Consider the following 16,883-nt stretch of genomic DNA (forward strand, 5'->3'; position numbering starts at 1 on the left):
TTTCATCCCTGGGTCTTCTGGATGGCTTCGCGGAGCACCTGGCGGTCGTCGAAGGGACGGACCACCCCGGCGATGTCCTGGCCCTGCTCGTGGCCCTTGCCCGCGACCAGCACGGTGTCGCCGGGCTCGGCGCGGGCGACGGCGGCGGCGATCGCGGCGGCCCGGTCCTCGAAGACCTGCACCTCGCCGCGCTCGTGCGCGGGCACGGAGGCCGCGCCCTGGAGCATCGTGGCGAGGATCGCGAGCGGGTCCTCGCCGCGGGGGTTGTCGGAGGTCAGCACGGCGGTGTCGGCGAGCCGCGCCGCGGCGGCGCCCATGGGCGCGCGCTTGGTCCTGTCCCGGTCACCGCCGCAACCGAGGACGATGTGCAGCCGGCCCTCGGTGACCTTGCGCAGGGCGCGCAGCACGGACTCGACGGCGTCGGTCTTGTGGGCGTAGTCGACGACCGCGAGGTACGGCTGCCCGGCGTCCACGCGCTCCAGGCGGCCGGGCACGCCCGGTACGGCGGCCACACCGTCGGCGGCGGCCTGCGGGTCGAGGCCGGCCACGGCGAGGGCGACGATCGCGGCGAGGGTGTTGGCCACGTTGAAGGGGCCCGGCAGCGGCGACTTGGCGCTGATCCGCTCGCCCTTGGGCCCGATGACGGTGAACGTCGAGTCCAGCCGGCCGACCTCGACGTCCTCGGCGCGCCAGTCGGCGTCGGGGTGGCCCTCGGCGGAGTAGGTGACGACCGGGACGGTGGCCTCCTTGGCCAGCCTGCGGCCGTACTCGTCGTCGACGTTGACCACGCCGAGTTTGCCCCGTTTCGGGGTGAACAGCTGCGCCTTCGCCTGGAAGTAGTCCTCCATGTCGGAGTGGAACTCCATGTGCTCCGGGCTGAGGTTGGTGAAGACGCCGATGTCGAAGACGCAGCCGTCGACCCGGCCGAGCACCAGGGCGTGGCTGGAGACCTCCATGGCGACCGCGTCGACGCCGCGCTCGCGCATGACGGCGAACAGGGCCTGCAGGTCGGTCGCTTCGGGCGTGGTGCGCTCGGACTTGATGCGCTCGTCGCCGATGCGCATCTCGACGGTGCCGATCAGGCCGGTGGACCTGACGGTCTTCAGGCCGCCCTCGACGAGGTAGGCGGTGGTGGTCTTGCCGGACGTGCCGGTGATGCCGATCTGGAGCAGGTCCCGGCCGGGGTGGCCGTAGATCGTGGCGGCCAGCTCGCCCATATGCCCGCGCGGGTCGTCGACGACCAGGACCGGCAGCCCGGAGGCGGCGGCGCGCTCGGCTCCCGTGGGGTCCGTCAGCACGGCGGCGGCGCCCAGGCCCGCGGCCTGGTCGACGAAGTCGGCGCCGTGCAGCCGGGCGCCCGGGAGGGCGGCGTACAGATCGCCGGGGCGCACGGCGCGGGAGTCATGGGTGATGCCCGTGACCTCGGCGGCGCTCTCCGGCGCGGGAGCACCCAGCTGATCGGCGAGTTCCGCGAGGGATGTGGCGGAGACCTGCACCGGCCTGGGCGGCCCGGGGTATGTCACGGGATGGCCCTTCTGGGTGGTTTGGGACTGATCAGCGTGTGGCACGGCGGTGAGCGTACCGGGCGTACCCGCCTCCGGGCGAAGCGAGGGGCCGGGGGTGCTCTGGTTCCCGGGGTCGGGAGTGATCGTCGTCACGAGGTGGTTCCTGGCTGGTTTCCATGCTGACCTGGGCTTGCGGCCGGTCAGCGCCTGAAGGTGACCGGGAGCTTCGCGGGCTTGGCTCCGGTCGGCGGGACCTGGAGGGACTTCAGTGCGAACTCCATGACCTGCTTGTAGACGGGGCCGCAGATCTGCCCGCCGAAGTAGCTGCCCCGCGTGGCGTTCTGAATGGCGCAGTAGACGGTGACGCGGGGCTTGTCGGCGGGCGCGAACCCGGCGAACGACGAGGTGTAGCCACGGTACTTGCCGGTGGCCGGATCCACGCGGTTGGCCGTGCCCGTCTTGCCCGCGACGCGGTAACCGGGGATGCGGGCCTTGGTTCCGGTGCCCTCCTCGTCGTCCACGACGGACTCCAGCATCTGGGCGAGGGTCTTCGCCGTCTTCTCGCTCACGACCCGTGTCTTCTTGGGCTTGGGGGCCGGGGTGAAGCGGCCGTCGGGGCCCTTGGTGCCGCGGACGAGCGTGGGTTCGACGCGGACGCCGCCGTTGGCGATGGTCGAGTACACGGACGCCGCCTGCATGGCGTTGATGGAGACGCCCTGGCCGAAAGGGATCGTGTACTGCTGCGAGGTCGACCACTTGTCGGGCGGGGCGAGGATGCCCGGGGTCTCGCCGGGGAAGCCGAGGCCGGTGTAGTGGCCGAGGCCGAACTTGCGCAGGTAGTCGTAGAGGACCTTGTTGGCCTGGGCCTGGGTCTTGCCGAGCTGGCCGGTGGCGAGGATGGTGCCGATGTTGCTGGACTTGGCGAGGACGCCGTTGAGCGTCAGGTACCAGGTCGGGTGGTCGACGTCGTCCTTGAAGAGCCGGTCGCCGCGGTGCAGCCGGTTGGGCACGACGACGTGGGTCATCGGGGTGGCGGCGTCCTCCTCCAGCACGGCCGCCATCGACATGACCTTGGCGGTGGAGCCGGGTTCGAAGGCGTCCTGGAGGGCGGCGTTGCCGAGGGCGGCCGGGTCGGCGTCGGACAGGTCGTTCGGGTCGAAGCCGGGCGAGTTGGCCATGGCCAGGATCTGCCCGGTGCGGGTGTCCTGGACGATGACGTAGCCGCGGTCGGCGGCGGACTCCTTCACCTGGTCGGTGATGGCCTTCTGGGCGGCCCACTGGATGTCACGGTCGATGGTGAGTTCGACGTCGCTGCCGGGGACGGCGGGGGTCTCGGTGGCGCCCCCGGCGGTGGGGACGAGCCGGCCGCCGGACTGGGCGTAGCGGATCTTGCCGTCCTTGCCGGCGAGCTGCTTGTTCAGCTGCAGCTCGATGCCGCCGCCGGGCTTGCCCTCGCCGTTGACCCAGCCCAGTATCCCGGCGGCGAGGTCGCCGTTGGGGTACACGCGCTTGCTGGTGGCGACGGAGAAGACGCCCGCGAGCACGTTGTGCACGGACTTGTCCCTCTCCGCCTTCTTCGCCAGCGCGGACTTCAGGTCCTTGATCTGCTTCCAGACCTGCGGGGTCTGGCGGGAGGCCAGCTTGACGTAGCGCAGCGCCTTGTTCTTCGGCCGCAGCTTCTCGACCAGGGCCTCCTGCTCCTGGCCGAGGATCGGCGCGAGCAGCGCGGCCGCCTGTTCGGGGCCGTCCCCGATCTTCAGCATCTTCGGGGCGAACATCGTGGGGTCGGCGGTGATGTCGTAGGCGTCCTCGCTGGTCGCCAGGGCGACACCGCTGCGGTCGGTGATCTCGCCCCGGTCCGCGGCCAGCACCTGCCCGACGTAGCGGTTCTGCTCGGCCTTGGCGGCGTACGTGCTCGCGTCGACGGCCTGCACCTGGAACAGCCGCACGACGAAGGCGATCAGCACGAGCGTCAGCGCGAGCCCGACCAGCCGCAGCCGGGGGCGGGGGCTGCCCAGCCGCAGCGGCTTGGCGCCGCCGGGCGCCCGGCCCCGGCCGCCGGGCCGCCGGGCACCGGGCCCGGCCGCCGCCGCCGCGCATCGGGCCGAGCGGGCCGCGCGGGTCCGGGCACACGACGGCGCGGGGTTCCCTGTCGGACACTTCCGTCACCTGCCGGGGGTCGGGGTGGACTGGGGACTGGCGGACGCGGTGGCGGCCGGACGCGCCCCGGGAGGGCTGCCGACCGCAGGGCACACGCCACGGCGGCCCCGGGCCTCGGGACCGGCGCCCCTGGCGAAGCCGGGCACACGGCACGGCAATGGCCCGGCGGGCACCCGGCAGCACGGCGACAGCCCGGCGGGTGCCTCCGCCGCCCGGCCGAGCGCCCGGTCCACCGCGCGCCGGCGAGCGGAAGGAGCGCCGGGGACCGGACGAACACCGGCTCCAGGAGGGCAGCCCGGCCTGGTGAGGCCCGGTGCGCGACGGCGCGGGGGTTCCCTGTCGGACACTTCCGTCACCTGCCGGGGGTCGGGGTCGGGGCGGGGCCGTTGGGCATGGCTTCGGGGGCGAGGACCAGGGGGACGTGGGCGGTGGTCTGCCGGACGCCGGAGGCGGGGCTGGGGACGCCCTTGACCGTGCCGTCGGGCTGGAGGAAGGCGGGGTCGCCGCCGGGGACCATGCCGAGTTCGCGGGCGCGGCGCTGGAGGGCCTCGGGCGCGGAGTAGGCGTCGATGTCCCGCTGGAGGGCCTGTTCCTCGTCGGTGAGGTTCTTCGTCTCGCGCTGGAGGTCGTCGAGCTTGAACGCGCCTTCGCTGAGGGCCGAGTTCAGCACCAGCAGGGCGATGAGACCGCCGCCGAGGAGGAGGACGACCAGGAGGACGAAGGGGGTGCGGGCCGCCTGCCCGGGGCCGGTCGGGAAGAGGCGGGCGAGACGCGCCGCCCTCCCCTTCAGTTCGGGTGTGCTGCTCACTCGCGCTCCCTCGGTCCGGCCTGCACGCGCCTCACTCGACGTCCTCCCTGATGCGCTCGGCCCCGCGCAGCCGCGCCGGCGCCGCCCGCCGGTTCTCGGCGATCTCCTCCTCGGTGGGGAGTTCGGCACCGCGCGTGAGCAGCTTGAGCCGCGGCTGGTAGCGCTCGGGCACGACGGGCAGCCCGGGCGGCGCGGTGGTGGCGGCACCCGCCGCGAACACCTGCTTGACCAGCCGGTCCTCCAGCGAGTGGTACGACAGCACGGCGATCCGCCCGCCCACGTCGAGCGCCTTCACGGCGGCCGGGATCGCCCGCTCCAGGACGGCGAGTTCGCCGTTGACCTCGATGCGCAGGGCCTGGAAGGTGCGCTTGGCCGGGTTGCCGCCGGTGCGCTTGGCGGCCTGCGGCAGGGCGTCCCGGATCAGTTCGACGAGCCGCGCGCTGTTGCTGAACGGCTCCTTCTCCCGCTCCCGGACGATCGCGGCCACGATCCGCTTGGCCTGCTTCTCCTCGCCGTACGCCCGGAGGATGCGGACGAGTTCGCCCGGCGGGTAGGTGTTGAGGACCTCGGCGGCGCTGACCCCGGTCGTCTGGTCCATGCGCATGTCGAGCGGCGCGTCCTGGGCGTAGGCGAAGCCGCGGTCGGCCTCGTCGAGCTGCATGGAGGAGACGCCCAGGTCGAACAGGACGCCCTGCACGCGCGCGATGCCGAGCCTGCTCAGCACCTCGGGGAGTTCGTCGTAGACGGCGTGGACGAGGGTGGCGCGCTCGCCGTGGGGCGCGAGGCGCTCGCCGGACAGGCGCAGCGCCTCCTTGTCGCGGTCCAGGGCGACGAGGCGGACGCCGGGGAACCGCTCCAGGAGCGCCTCGCTGTGGCCGCCGAGCCCGAGGGTGCAGTCGACGACCACCGCGTCCGGCCCTTCCAGGGCGGGTGCCAGCAGGTCCAGGCACCGCTGGAGCATCACCGGGACGTGTCGACTCTGGCTCAAGGGGCCCTCTCAGATCCGGCGGGCCCGTACGCACCGCCGGGTCCCCGCCCGCTCGTGAAGGGGACGGCCTGCCGGCGCCGGAAGCGTCAGCCGACCGGGAGCGGGAGGAGGCCGAGCCGCACGTACGCGCCGCGCACGCGGGGAGATCTCCGGTCGTCGCCGGGGTCTCCGAAGGAATCAGTCCAGCGGGGAGAGTCTCGCCTCCCGCTTCGCGTCACTTTAGTCCACCCTGTCTCCCGGTCAATCAACCGGCCTGCGCGTCGCGACCCCCGGCACACCACCCCTGTGGGTTACCTCACTACAACGCCCGATGGCGTTCTTTGTCCCCTCTCACAGCGGGACGGGAACGCTCGTGACCAGTAACGTCATGGATATGACGACTTCTGCATCGGTTCCCACTGGCCCTCACGCCGCGACCACCGGCGGCACCGTCACCGACCGGCTCGTGGACGCGAACCAGCGTTACGCGGCGGCCTTCACCGATCCGGGCATGGACGCCCGCCCGGTCCTGCACGTCGCCGTCGTGGCCTGCATGGACGCCCGCCTCGACCTGCACGCGGCGCTCGGTCTGGAGCTCGGCGACTGCCACACCATCCGCAACGCGGGCGGTGTCGTCACGGACGACGTGATCCGGTCCCTCACCATCAGCCAGCGCAAGCTGGGGACGCGCAGTGTCGTGCTCATCCACCACACGGGCTGCGGCCTGGAGAGTCTGACCGAGGACTTCCGCAACGAGCTGGAGGCCGAGGTCGGCCAGCGCCCGGCGTGGGCGGTGGAGTGTTTCTCGGACGTCGACCAGGACGTCCGGCAGTCGATGCAGCGCGTGCGGACCTCGCCGTTCCTGCTGCACACCGACGATGTGCGGGGGTTCGTCTTCGACGTGAAGACCGGCCTGCTGCGAGAGGTCGACCCCGCCGCCTGACCTGCTCGCCCACCCCGGAAAACCACCTGCTGTAGCTGTCGAAAGCCTGTCAGTCACGCGTTCGAACAGCCGCAAGACCGACATATCGCGGCCAGTTGTCCCCAGTCGAGTGACACGAATCGGTAACGGCAGCAAGAATGCGGGGAGTGGCGTCACGCTGAACATCTCTCGCGTGGTGTCCGTGGTTCGGGGTGGGCCGGCCCGCGTCGTGGGGCGTCGGCCCGGGAAAATGGGGTATCCCGTGCTTCCTGGGAGCAGGGGAAAGGCCGAGGAGGGCCGGGTGACGACCTATGACGATCGAGCGAGCCTCACTGATCTGACCGCCGTGGTGGAGCGCGTGCGGGAGTCGGTGGAAGGCGTGATCGAGGGAAAGCCCGAGGTCGTACGGCTCTCGCTGACCGTGCTGCTCGCCGAGGGACATCTGCTGATCGAGGACGTCCCGGGAGTCGGCAAGACGATGCTGGCCAAGGCACTGGCGCGGTCCATCGACTGCTCGGTGCGGCGCATCCAGTTCACGCCCGACCTGCTGCCGTCGGACATCACCGGTGTGTCCATCTGGGACCAGCAGCGCCGTGACTTCGAGTTCAAGCCGGGCGCGATCTTCGCGCAGGTGGTGATCGGCGACGAGATCAACCGCGCCTCGCCCAAGACGCAGTCCGCGCTCCTGGAGTCGATGGAGGAGCGCCAGGTCACCATCGACGGCAAGACCTACGAGCTGCCCAGCCCCTTCATGGTGGTGGCGACGCAGAACCCGGTCGAGATGGAGGGCACCTACCCGCTGCCGGAGGCCCAGCGCGACCGCTTCATGGCCCGGGTCTCGGTCGGCTACCCGAGCGCGGAGGCCGAGCTGCAGATGCTGGACGTGCACGGCGGTGTCTCGCCGCTGGAGGACCTCCAGCCCGTGGCGCACGCGCACGAGATCCTCAAGCTGATCGAGGCGGTGCGCGGCGTGCACGTCGCCGAGCCGGTCCGGCGCTACGCGGTCGACCTGGTCGGCGCCACGCGTACGCACCCCGACCTCAGACTGGGCGCCTCGCCGCGCGCGACGCTGCATCTGCTGCGCGCGGCGAAGGCGACCGCGGCCCTCAGCGGCCGGGAGTACGCGCTGCCGGACGACGTGCAGGCCCTCGCCGTCGCCGTCCTGGCCCACCGCCTGCTGCCCACCGCCCAGGCCCAGCTCAACCGCCGCACGGCCGAGCAGGTCGTCGAGGAGATCCTGCAGCGCACCCCGGTGCCGGCGGCGCCCCAGCAGCAGAGCGGCTTCGGCGCCGTGGGCCGCACCGCTCCGGTCTACCCCTCGCACCCGCCGCGGAGGCTGTGATGACCACCGCGGGGACGGGGCACGCGGAGGCCGACCGGGGCGAGAAGGGCGGCATCCGCACCGCCCTGGCCGGTCTGACCACCCGCGGACGCTCCTTCCTGGCCGCCGGTGTCGCGGCCGCCATCTGCAGTTACGTGCTCGGGCAGAGCGACCTGCTGCGCGTCGGCCTGCTCCTGGCGGTGCTGCCGCTGGTGTGCGCGACGGTGCTGTACCGCACGCGCTACCGGGTCGCCGGCAGCCGCCGGCTCTCCCCCGCGCGCGTGCCCGCCGGCAGCGAGGCCCGGGTCCACCTGCGGATGGACAACGTCTCGCGGCTGCCCACGGGTCTGCTGATGCTCCAGGACCGGGTGCCGTACGTGCTCGGCCCCCGGCCCCGCTTCGTGCTCGACCGGATGGAGGCGGGCGGCCGGCGCGAGGTGTCCTACCGGGTCCGTTCCGACCTGCGCGGCCGCTACCCGCTGGGCCCGCTCCAGCTGCGCCTGACCGACCCGTTCGGCATGTGCGAACTGACCCGGTCCTTCTCCACGTACGACACCCTGACGGTGATCCCGCGCGTGGAACCGCTGGCCCCGGTGCGCCTGAGCGGCGAGGCGAAGGGGTACGGCGACGGGCGGCAGCGCTCGCTCGCCCTGGCCGGGGAGGACGACGTCATCCCGCGCGGTTACCGCTACGGCGACGACCTGCGCCGCGTGCACTGGCGCTCCACGGCCCGCTACGGCGAGCTGATGGTGCGCCGCGAGGAGCAGCCGCAGCGCGCCCGCTGCACGGTCCTGCTCGACACCCGGGGCATCGCCTTCCAGGGCGCGGGCCCGGACTCGGCCTTCGAGTGGGCCGTGGCCGGCGCCGCCTCCGTGCTGGTGCACATGCTCGAACGCGGCTTCTCGGTACGGCTGCTGACGGACACCGGCAACGCGGTGCCCGGCGAGGGCGGTGACGGCTTCGCGGGCGCGCACCAGGAGTCGGCCGACGCGGCCGGGCTCATGATGGACACCCTCGCGGTGATCGACCACTCCGACGGCGCGGGGCTGTCCCGGGCCTACGACGTGCTGCGCGGCGGGAACGAGGGGCTGCTGGTGGCCTTCCTCGGCGACCTGGACGAGGAGCAGACGGCGGTGCTGGGCAGGATGCGGCAGCGCAGCCCGGGCGCGGTCGCCTTCGTGCTGGACAGCGACACCTGGATGCGGGAACCGAGCGACGTGCCCGGTCCGTTGGACGGGAGCGGGGAGCGGCTGCGCATGCTGCGCGAGGCGGGCTGGACGGCCCTCGGCGTGCCGCGGGACGCCTCGCTGGACGAGCTGTGGCGGCAGGCCGACCGGGAGCGCAGGGGCATGGCCGCCGCGAGCGGCGGGGAGGGGCCGTGATGAGCGGGCGGGTACGACTGACGCTGGGCGCGTGGGCGGCCACGCTGATGGCCGCGTGCGCCCTGCTGCCCCTCGTGCAGCCCGCCACCTGGATCGTGCAGGCGGCCTTCCTGCTGGGCATCCAGTCGGGCGTGGGGGCGGCGGCCCGCCGGGTGCCGCTGGCGCGCCCGCTGACGGTGGCGGCGCAGGCCCTGGTCACCGTGGTGCTGCTGACCTTCGTGTTCGCCCGTGAGCAGGCCCTCGCCGGGCTGATCCCCGGGCCGCAGGCCATCGACCGCTTCGCGCTCCTGCTCCAGCAGGGCGGGGACGACATCGCGCGGTACGCGATCCCCGCGCCCCTGAGCTCCGACGGCATCCGGCTGATGCTCATCGGCGGGGTCCTGGTCATCGGGCTGCTGGTGGACATCCTGGCGGTGACCTTCCGCAGCGCCGCCCCGGCCGGACTGCCGCTGCTCGCCCTGTACTCGGTGGCCGCGGGGCTGTCCGACGGGGGCACGGACTGGCTGTGGTTCCTGGTCGCGGCGGCCGGCTATCTGATGCTGCTGCTGGCCGAGGGCCGGGACCGGCTCTCCCAGTGGGGCAGGGTCTTCGCCGGGGCCTCGCGCACGGCCGGCGGGGAGCCGGCCGGCGCGGCCGCCCCGATCCGCACCGGCCGGCGCATCGGCGTGGTGGCGCTGGGCATCGCCCTGGTGGTGCCGCTCGGGCTGCCCGCGATGAACGGCGGTCTGCTGGACTCCGTGGGAGCGGGCGCGGGCCGCGGCACGGGCGGCGGCGGCACGATCTCCGCCGTGAACCCGCTGGTGTCCCTGCGCGACAGTCTGAACGCGGACGAGGACCAGCAGGTCCTGTCCGTGCGGACCGAGATGCCGGACGTCTCGGACCTGTACCTGCGGATCGTGTCGCTGGACGACTTCGACGGCACCACCTGGAAGCCGTCCCGGCGCTCCATCACCGCTGTCCCCGACGGCACGTTCCCGCCGCCGATCGGCCTCAGCCCCGACGTCAAGCGCGCGGAGATCGACACCACCATCTCGGCGGCCGACTGGTACGCCCAGGACTGGCTGCCCATGCCGTACCCGCCGAGCGGCGTGACCATCAGCGGCAACTGGCGGTACGAGCCGCTGGGCATGACCCTGGTCGGCGACCACGGCCAGAACACGCGCGGTCTGAAGTACCAGGTCAAGAGCCTGGACGTGCAGCCGACGGCGGAGCGAGCTGGCCTCGGCGGGGCCGCCGCCCGCGGCCATCAAGCGGGACTTCACGGAGCTGCCCGACTCCCTGCCGGCGATCGTGGCCCGCACCGCCCGCCAGGTCACCGCGGGCGCCACCAACCCGTACGACCAGGCGGTCAAGCTCCAGGACTGGTTCGCCGTGACCGGCGGCTTCGAGTACGACACGCAGGTGCAGGTCGGCAGCGGCTCGCAGGCGATCGCCCGCTTCCTGAAGGACAAGCAGGGCTTCTGCGTGCACTTCTCCTTCGCGATGGCGGCGATGGCCCGCTCCCTGGGCATACCGGCCCGGGTCGCGGTGGGCTTCGCGCCCGGCTCCCCGCAGGCGGACGGCTCGGTGTCCGTGGGGCTGCGGGACGCGCACGCCTGGCCCGAGCTGTACTTCGAGGGCGTGGGCTGGACCCGCTTCGAGCCGACGCCGAACCGCGGCTCGATGCCCTCGTACACCCTGCCGGACACCCCGGGCAGCTCCGTGCCGGACCCGGCGCGCCCGACCCAGTCCGCGTCGGCGGCGCCCTCCCCGACGCCCTCGGCGCGTGAGTCCTGCACGCCGGAGCAGAGGAGGCTGGACGGCGGCTGCGCGAGCGAGTCCCCGGCGGCGGCGCTGCCCACGGACGACGACGGCCCGAAGTGGTACGCGATCCTGGCCTGGGCCCTCGCCGGTCTCGCGGTCCTGGTCCTGCCGCTGGCACCGATGCTGTGGCGCCTGCGGACCCGCTCGGTACGGCTGGGGGCACACGGCCGCGGCGACGCTGACGCGCTGCCGCACACGCTGGCGGTATGGCAGGAGCTGACGGACACCGCGTGGGACTTCGGCATCGTGCCGGACGAGTCGCAGACGCCGCGCAAGGCGGCCGCCCGCATCGTCCGGCTGGGCAGCCTCGACGCGACGGCCGCGGCCTCGGTGCACCGGGTGGCGAACGCGGTGGAGCAGGTCCTGTACGCGCCGCAGCCCCGCCCGACGGCGGGCCTCACGGACGACGTCCGCCGTGCCGCAGCGGGCCTGAGCGCCGCGGTCGGCCGCCCCACCCGGCTCCGCGCGCTGGTGGCCCCGCGCTCCACCGTCCGCGTGCTGTGGGCAGTATCGGCCTGGTGGTCGGGGGTCCGGGAACGGGCCCTGGCACTGCGGCCGGCGTGGCGCAAGGCATCGGGGCAGCAGGGCTGACGACAGAGACGGCCGGGGCCGGCCGGCCGCGGGTGCCTCGGCTTCCTGCGGCTCGGTCGGCCGCGCTGCCCCCGCACCCGCCCCTGCCCCTTCAAGGCATGCGTCAGGGGGTGACCACCTGGTCGGTGGTCACCCCCTGACGTACGCGTTCACGTAGTCCTGGCGAGCTGTGGGGGCTGGCTAGTGGCCGCCCTGCTCGTCGCGGCGCTTCTGCCAGCGCTGCTCGATGCGGTCCATCATGGAGCGGCGTTGCCTGCCCTGACGGCGGGCCTGCGGCCCTCCGGCGGCACCGGCGGCCTGTTCGCCCGGCTTGGGGGCCTTGCGCCAGCCGGTCACGGCGAGCACCGCACAGCCCAGCATGACGAGGAAGCCCACGACGCTGAGCCAGACCTGCTTGGCGACCATACCGGCCATGAGGAGCGCAATACCTACGAGGAAGCCCGCGACCGCCTGGTAGACCCGCCGCCGGGTGTACGTACGCAGCCCGCTTCCCTCGAGCGCCGACGCGAACTTGGGATCTTCGGCGTACAGCGCTCGCTCCATCTGCTCGAGCATGCGCTGCTCGTGCTCCGAGAGCGGCACGGAGTCCTCCTCATCGTGCAGTCGCCGGGGCGACCCGGGGGGTCTCTTCAGGATAGGCAGGGAATCGCCCCCGTGAAACCCGCCCCTCTGCGCCAATTGGCCAACCGGAATCCGCCATGGACGTCCCGGCTCGCTGAGGCTTCCATTCCCCGGCGGCCGACCCGTCATGCCGGAACGGTCTCCCTCGATCATACGGCGCTCAGCCGCCATTCGGGGGGCCTGTGGCGTACTCCATCCACAGCCCAGGCGCTGATCAGCGGCGGTGACTCAGGAAGCGGCTCAGGCCCCGGCGGCCCCACGGGCCTCATCGGTCTCAACCGCCCCATGGGTCTCACCGAGCACATGAAGCTGCGTGGCCACCGAGTGGAAGGCCGGCAGCTCGGCCGCGGCCTCCTCCAGCTTCAGCAGCGCTTCCAAAGCTCCGGGCTCGGTGTCGACGAGGACGCCGGGCACGAGGTCGGCGAAGACCCGCACGCCGTGCACGGCGCCGATCCGCAGGCCCGCGGCCTCGACCAGCGCCGTGAGCTGCTCGGCGGTGAAGCGGCGCGGCACGGGGTCACCCGTGCCCCATCGTCCGTTCGGGTCGTCGAGCGCCTGCCGGGCCTCCTTGAAGTGGCCGGCGAGGGCGCGGGCCAGCACGGCACCGCCGAGTCCGGCGGCGAGCAGGCTGAGGACGCCCTCGGGGCGCAGGGCGGCCACCGCGTTGCGGACGCCCTCGGCCGGGTCGTCCACGTACTCCAGGACGCCGTGGCACAGCACCGCGTCGTAGCCACCGCGCTCGGCGACGTCGAAGAGGCCGTGGGCATCGCCCTGCACGCCCTTGACCCGGTCGGCGACGCCGGCCTCGGCGGCGCGGCGCTCCAGGGCGAACAGCGCGTTCGGGCTGGGGTCGACGACGGTGACCCGGTGGCCGAGGCGGGCGACGGGCACCGCGAAGTTGCCGCTGCCGCCCCCGGTGTCGAGGACGTCCAGCGACTCCCGACCCGTGGCCTTGACCCGGCGGTCGAGGGCGTCCTGGAGGACTTCCCAGACCACGGCGGTACGGAGTGAGGCGCGGGGGCGCATCGGGTCCGACACGTCAGTTGACTCCTCGGCGCGGCACCGCCTCTTGCGCGGCGGAGCGGAACGGGGTGCCTTCCCGGCCCCGGCCACGGGGAGGGAAGACTTCAGGCGTCCCCCACCCTATTGCCTCGGGCGCGGCGGCCGGCATGACCCGGCGCCGTAACCATGACCAGCCGGTCAGGTGCCGTAGCCACCGGCCGGCAGGTGCCATGACCGCGACCGGCCGGTCAACCCGCGTCCGGCATGTCCCTCCCCGGGCCGGGATCCTCCGGCCGCTCCTGGTCGGGGCGCGGCTGCGGGAGGACCGGCTGGAGGACGAGCATGCGCTCGACGAGCCGGAGGAACATCGCCACGTCCCGTATGAGGTCGTCGGCGTCCCGGCCGGTGGCCGCGCCCTGGATGCCCGCCTCCGCGCGGGCGCGGCGCCGGGCGCCGGAGGCGAACAGCGCGCTCCACTCGGTCAGTTCGGGCGCGATCTCGGGGAGCACTTCCCAGGCGCTGCGGATCTTGGCCCGGGCCCGGGGCGAGGTCTCCGGCCGCCCCCGGGCGGCGAGCACGGCGGCGGCCGTGCGCAGGGCGGCGAGGTGGGCGGTGGCGTAGCGCTCGTTCGGGGTTTCCAGGGCGCGGGCCTCGTCCAGTCCGGCGCGGGCCTGGGCGAGCAGGTCGAGGGCGGCGGGCGGGGCCGTGGCCCGGCGCAGCACGGGGTGCACGTCGCTCGCCGGGCCGGTCAGTGAGGGGGCAGGGCCGGTGGCGCGGCGCCGGCGGGCGGCTGCTGCGTGGTAGCTGGCCATGACGAACCTCCTGTCGTCTGTGTGACGGCACGTCCGTCAGGGAGTGCCGTATGTGACCCATCGTGAGGTATGGCACTGACAATCCGTTCTGACCTGCGGTTTTGCCCCGATCGTAGGTTCGGAGTAGTTTTTGCACTGACCAGTCAGTTCAAATTCAGGGGAGACTCGTGGGGGAAGGGACCGCAGGGGTGCGGATCGCCGCCGAAGGCCTGGGGATCAAGGGGCCGAGGGGGTGGGCGGTCCGCGGGATCTCCGTCGACGCCGAGCCGGGGTCGCTCATCGCGGTCGAGGGGCCGTCCGGGTCCGGCCGGACGTGCCTGCTGCTCGCGCTGACGGGGCGGATGAAGGTCACGGAGGGCACGGCGGTGGTGGGCGACGCCCGGCTGCCCAAGCAGCTGTCGGCGGTGCGCCGGGTCAGTGCCCTGGCGCACGTTCCGGGGGTCACCGACCTCGATCCGGCCCTGACCGTCGGGGAGCACCTGCGGGAACGGGCGCTGCTCCAGCGGCGCTTCGGTGACTCCCTGCGCGGGCTGCTGCGGCCCCGGAGCGAGCGGGCGGCCGAGGCCGGACAGCGCACCGACGCGGCCCTCGCCGCCGCCGGTCTCGACCTGGAGGCGCTGCCCAAGGGTCCTCGTACCGCCGTCCGCGATCTGGAGCGCCTGGAGGCCTTGCGCCTGTCGGTCGCCCTGGCCCTCGTCGGCCGGCCCCGGCTGCTGGGCGTCGACGACACGGACCTCAAGCTCTCGGACGACGAGCGGGCGGAGGCCTGGGCCCTCCTCAGGTCCATGGCCGACACCGGCACGACCGTCCTGGCGGTGTGCAGCGAGGCCCCGGAGGGCGCCCTCCGGGTGTCCACCCACGACAACCCCGACCAGGGAGAGGAGAAGGCCGATGCGCTCGCCGAGACTGGCCGCGCTTGAGCTCCGCCGCTTCGGCCGGGGGAAGCTGCCGCGCGCCGCGCTGGTCGCGCTGCTGGTGCTGCCGCTGCTGTACGGCGCGCTGTACCTGTGGTCGTTCTGGGACCCGTACGGCCGGCTGGACCGGATCCCCGTGGCGCTCGTGAACGGCGACAAGGGAGCCACCGCCGACGGGAAGAGGATCACGGCGGGCGACGACATCACCAAAGGCCTGCGCGACAGCAAGACCTTCGACTGGCAGGAAGTGAGCGCCGCCGAGGCCCGCAGGGGCGTCGAGGACGGCACGTACTACCTGTCCCTCACCATGCCCGCCGACTTCAGCGAGCGGATCGCCTCCAGTTCCGGGAACTCCCCGGAGACCGGCGCCCTCCAGGTGCGCACCAACGACGCGAACAACTACATCGTCGGCCAGATCTCCCGGACGGTGTTCGGCGAGGTGCGGCAGGCCGCGTCCACGAAGACCTCGCGGTCCTTCCTGGACCGGATCTTCGTCTCGTTCTCCGACATCCACGGCCGGACGGTGAAGGCGGCGAAGGGCGCCGACCAGCTCAAGGGCGGCATCGGCAAGGCCGAGAAGGGCTCCAAGGACCTTGCTGACGGCCTGGCGGACGCCAAGGGCGGCAGCGGGAAGCTGGCCAAGGGCCTGAAGAAGCTCCACACGGGCGCGGGCGACCTGGAGGACGGCTCGAAGCGGGTCGCCGACGGCACGCAGGCGCTCGCCGACAAGGTCAACCGGACCGCCGGGAAGGTGGGCCCGTTCCTCAAGGACAACGAGAAGACCATCGGTGACACGGCCCGGCTCGTCGCCGACTCCTCCGGCGTGATCCGCAAGCACCTGGACACCCTGGTGAAGACGGCCCCGACCGCCGCCAAGGGCGCCCGCGCCGCGTCCGGCACGCTGAGCGACGTCTACGCCAGGCGCTGCGCGGACCCCGTCCTGCCCGACGCCGCCTGCGCCGACCTGAAGAAGGCCAAGGACGCGGCCGCCGACGTCACCCTCATCGCGGACGACCTCAACACGCTGATCGCGGACCAGGACGGCGACCTGGCGAAGCTCGACAAGAACCTCGCCACCCTGCAGAAGCAGTCCCAGGCCCTCGCCGACCGCGCGCCGCACCTCTCCGAGGACCTCGACGACGCCGTCAAGAAGATCAACAAGCTGAACGACGGGGCGGCCGAGGTCGCCGCCGGGGCGAGGAAACTGCACCAGGGCATCGGCACGGCCAAGACGGGCGCCGTCGGCCTGGACAAGGGCGTCGGCGAGCTGAAGACGGGCGCCGACGACCTCAACGGCGGCATCTACAAGCTCGTCGGCGGCTCCGGGAAGCTCGCCGGCGGCCTGCACGACGGGGCGGAGAAGATCCCCGACTACGACGAGCAGGACCGCGACCGGCGCACGGAGGTCATGGCCGACCCGGTGCGGCTCGCCTCCCAGGACCTGCACAAGGCCCCCAACTACGGCACCGGCTTCGCGCCGTACTTCATCCCGCTGTCCCTGTGGGTGGGCGCGATGGTGGCGTACATGCTGATCGCCCCGATGAACCGGCGCGCGCTCGCCGCGGGCGCCTCCGCCTGGCGGATCGCGCTGGCGGGCTGGCTGCCGGTGGTGGCGATCGGAGTGCTGCAGACGACGGCGCTGATGTCGGTGCTGCACTGGGCGATCGGCCTGGAGATGGCCCGGGCCGCCGGGACGGTCGGCTTCCTGTTCCTGGTGACGGCGTGCTTCGCGGCGATCGTGCAGTGGCTGAACGCGCGCTTCGGGGCGGCGGGCCGGATCCTCGTCCTCGCGCTGCTGATGCTCCAGCTGACCTCGGCGGGCGGCACGTACCCCGTGCAGACCAGCCCCGGCTTCTTCAACGCCCTGCATCCCTTCCTGCCGATGAGCTACGTCGTGGAGGCGCTGCGCAGGCTCATCACGGGCGGTGGTCTCGAACCGGTGTGGCACGCGTGCGTGGTGCTGACGGCGTTCACCGCCGGTGCCCTCGCGCTGACCGCCGTGGCGGCCCGCCGGCGCCAGGTGTGGACGCTGGACCGGCTGCATCCGGAGCTGAGCCTGTGAGTCCTTCCGTCAC

At 73.2% G+C, this 16,883-nt stretch carries 11 protein-coding genes and 2 pseudogenes; 6 read left to right on the forward strand and 7 right to left on the reverse strand.

What is annotated here, in order from left to right:
- Nucleotides 1-2: 2 nt before the first annotated feature.
- The 4 genes and pseudogenes from C1703_RS09850 to rsmH form a co-directional block, all read right to left on the reverse strand.
- Entirely contained in the window at nt 3-1,523 is a 1,521-nt protein-coding gene (locus tag C1703_RS09850) for a UDP-N-acetylmuramoyl-L-alanyl-D-glutamate--2,6-diaminopimelate ligase (RefSeq protein ID WP_114251547.1), read from the reverse strand.
- 182 nt (nt 1,524-1,705) lie between these two features.
- Nucleotides 1,706-3,636: pseudogene (locus C1703_RS09855) on the reverse strand (penicillin-binding protein 2).
- 381 nt (nt 3,637-4,017) lie between these two features.
- On the reverse strand, nt 4,018-4,473 hold the full coding sequence (locus C1703_RS09860; RefSeq protein WP_114251548.1) for a septum formation initiator family protein: 456 nt from the start codon (nt 4,471-4,473) through the stop codon (nt 4,018-4,020).
- Nucleotides 4,474-4,504: 31 nt separating this feature from the next.
- Nucleotides 4,505-5,461, reverse strand: coding sequence for a 16S rRNA (cytosine(1402)-N(4))-methyltransferase RsmH (rsmH, locus tag C1703_RS09865; RefSeq protein ID WP_114251549.1), 957 nt, complete (start codon nt 5,459-5,461; stop codon nt 4,505-4,507).
- A gap of 373 nt (nt 5,462-5,834) precedes the next feature.
- Here rsmH and C1703_RS09870 point away from each other — a divergent pair, with 373 nt between their 5' ends.
- The 4 genes and pseudogenes from C1703_RS09870 (at nt 5,835) to C1703_RS09885 (ending at nt 11,459) form a co-directional block, all read left to right on the forward strand.
- Nucleotides 5,835-6,383 carry a carbonic anhydrase gene (locus C1703_RS09870; protein WP_114251550.1) on the forward strand — a complete coding sequence of 183 codons (549 nt, stop codon included), beginning with the start codon at nt 5,835-5,837 and terminating at the stop codon, nt 6,381-6,383.
- A gap of 280 nt (nt 6,384-6,663) precedes the next feature.
- The gene (locus tag C1703_RS09875) at nt 6,664-7,704 is read left to right on the forward strand and encodes a MoxR family ATPase (protein WP_114251551.1); all 1,041 of its coding nucleotides are present in this window, start codon (nt 6,664-6,666) and stop codon (nt 7,702-7,704) included.
- Nucleotides 7,704-9,065, forward strand: coding sequence for a DUF58 domain-containing protein (locus C1703_RS09880; protein ID WP_114251552.1), 1,362 nt, complete (start codon nt 7,704-7,706; stop codon nt 9,063-9,065). Before C1703_RS09875 ends, C1703_RS09880 begins: the two co-directional genes overlap by 1 nt.
- A pseudogene (locus C1703_RS09885) lies at nt 9,065-11,459 on the forward strand (DUF3488 and transglutaminase-like domain-containing protein). Before C1703_RS09880 ends, C1703_RS09885 begins: the two are co-directional and overlap by 1 nt.
- Nucleotides 11,460-11,639: 180 nt before the next feature.
- On the opposite strand, the gene C1703_RS09890 reads toward C1703_RS09885, so the two are convergent.
- The 3 genes from C1703_RS09890 to C1703_RS09900 all read right to left on the reverse strand — a co-directional run bounded on the left by C1703_RS09890 (nt 11,640) and on the right by C1703_RS09900 (nt 13,894).
- Nucleotides 11,640-12,041: a DUF3040 domain-containing protein gene (locus C1703_RS09890; protein ID WP_037765734.1), complete on the reverse strand. Its 402-nt coding sequence runs from the start codon at nt 12,039-12,041 to the stop codon at nt 11,640-11,642.
- Between the two features lie 279 nt (nt 12,042-12,320).
- Entirely contained in the window at nt 12,321-13,118 is a 798-nt protein-coding gene (locus tag C1703_RS09895) for a methyltransferase (RefSeq protein WP_114251553.1), read from the reverse strand.
- 212 nt (nt 13,119-13,330) lie between these two features.
- Nucleotides 13,331-13,894, reverse strand: a complete 564-nt coding sequence (locus C1703_RS09900; protein WP_114251554.1) for an SAV_6107 family HEPN domain-containing protein — start codon at nt 13,892-13,894, stop codon at nt 13,331-13,333.
- 167 nt (nt 13,895-14,061) lie between these two features.
- On the opposite strand from C1703_RS09900, the gene C1703_RS09905 reads away from it, so the two are divergent.
- Together C1703_RS09905 and C1703_RS09910 are read left to right on the forward strand one after the other, a co-directional pair.
- Complete coding sequence (locus C1703_RS09905) at nt 14,062-14,814, forward strand: ATP-binding cassette domain-containing protein (RefSeq protein WP_114251555.1); 753 nt, start codon at nt 14,062-14,064, stop codon at nt 14,812-14,814.
- The gene (locus C1703_RS09910; protein ID WP_114251556.1) at nt 14,786-16,870 is read left to right on the forward strand and encodes a YhgE/Pip domain-containing protein; all 2,085 of its coding nucleotides are present in this window, start codon (nt 14,786-14,788) and stop codon (nt 16,868-16,870) included. The genes C1703_RS09905 and C1703_RS09910 overlap by 29 nt, the downstream gene beginning before the upstream one ends.
- Nucleotides 16,871-16,883 lie beyond the last annotated feature (13 nt).

The organism is Streptomyces sp. Go-475, assembly GCF_003330845.1.
Lineage (GTDB): Bacteria > Actinomycetota > Actinomycetes > Streptomycetales > Streptomycetaceae > Streptomyces.

Excerpts from the sequence above, each read along its gene's own strand:
- C1703_RS09880 (WP_114251552.1), top strand. The coding sequence starts at position 7,704 with ATGACCACCGCGGGGACGGGGCACGCGGAGGCCGACCGGGGCGAGAAG.
- C1703_RS09910 (WP_114251556.1), top strand. The coding sequence starts at position 14,786 with ATGCGCTCGCCGAGACTGGCCGCGCTTGAGCTCCGCCGCTTCGGCCGG.
- C1703_RS09900 (WP_114251554.1), bottom strand. The coding sequence starts at position 13,894 with ATGGCCAGCTACCACGCAGCAGCCGCCCGCCGGCGCCGCGCCACCGGC.
- C1703_RS09870 (WP_114251550.1), top strand. The coding sequence starts at position 5,835 with ATGACGACTTCTGCATCGGTTCCCACTGGCCCTCACGCCGCGACCACC.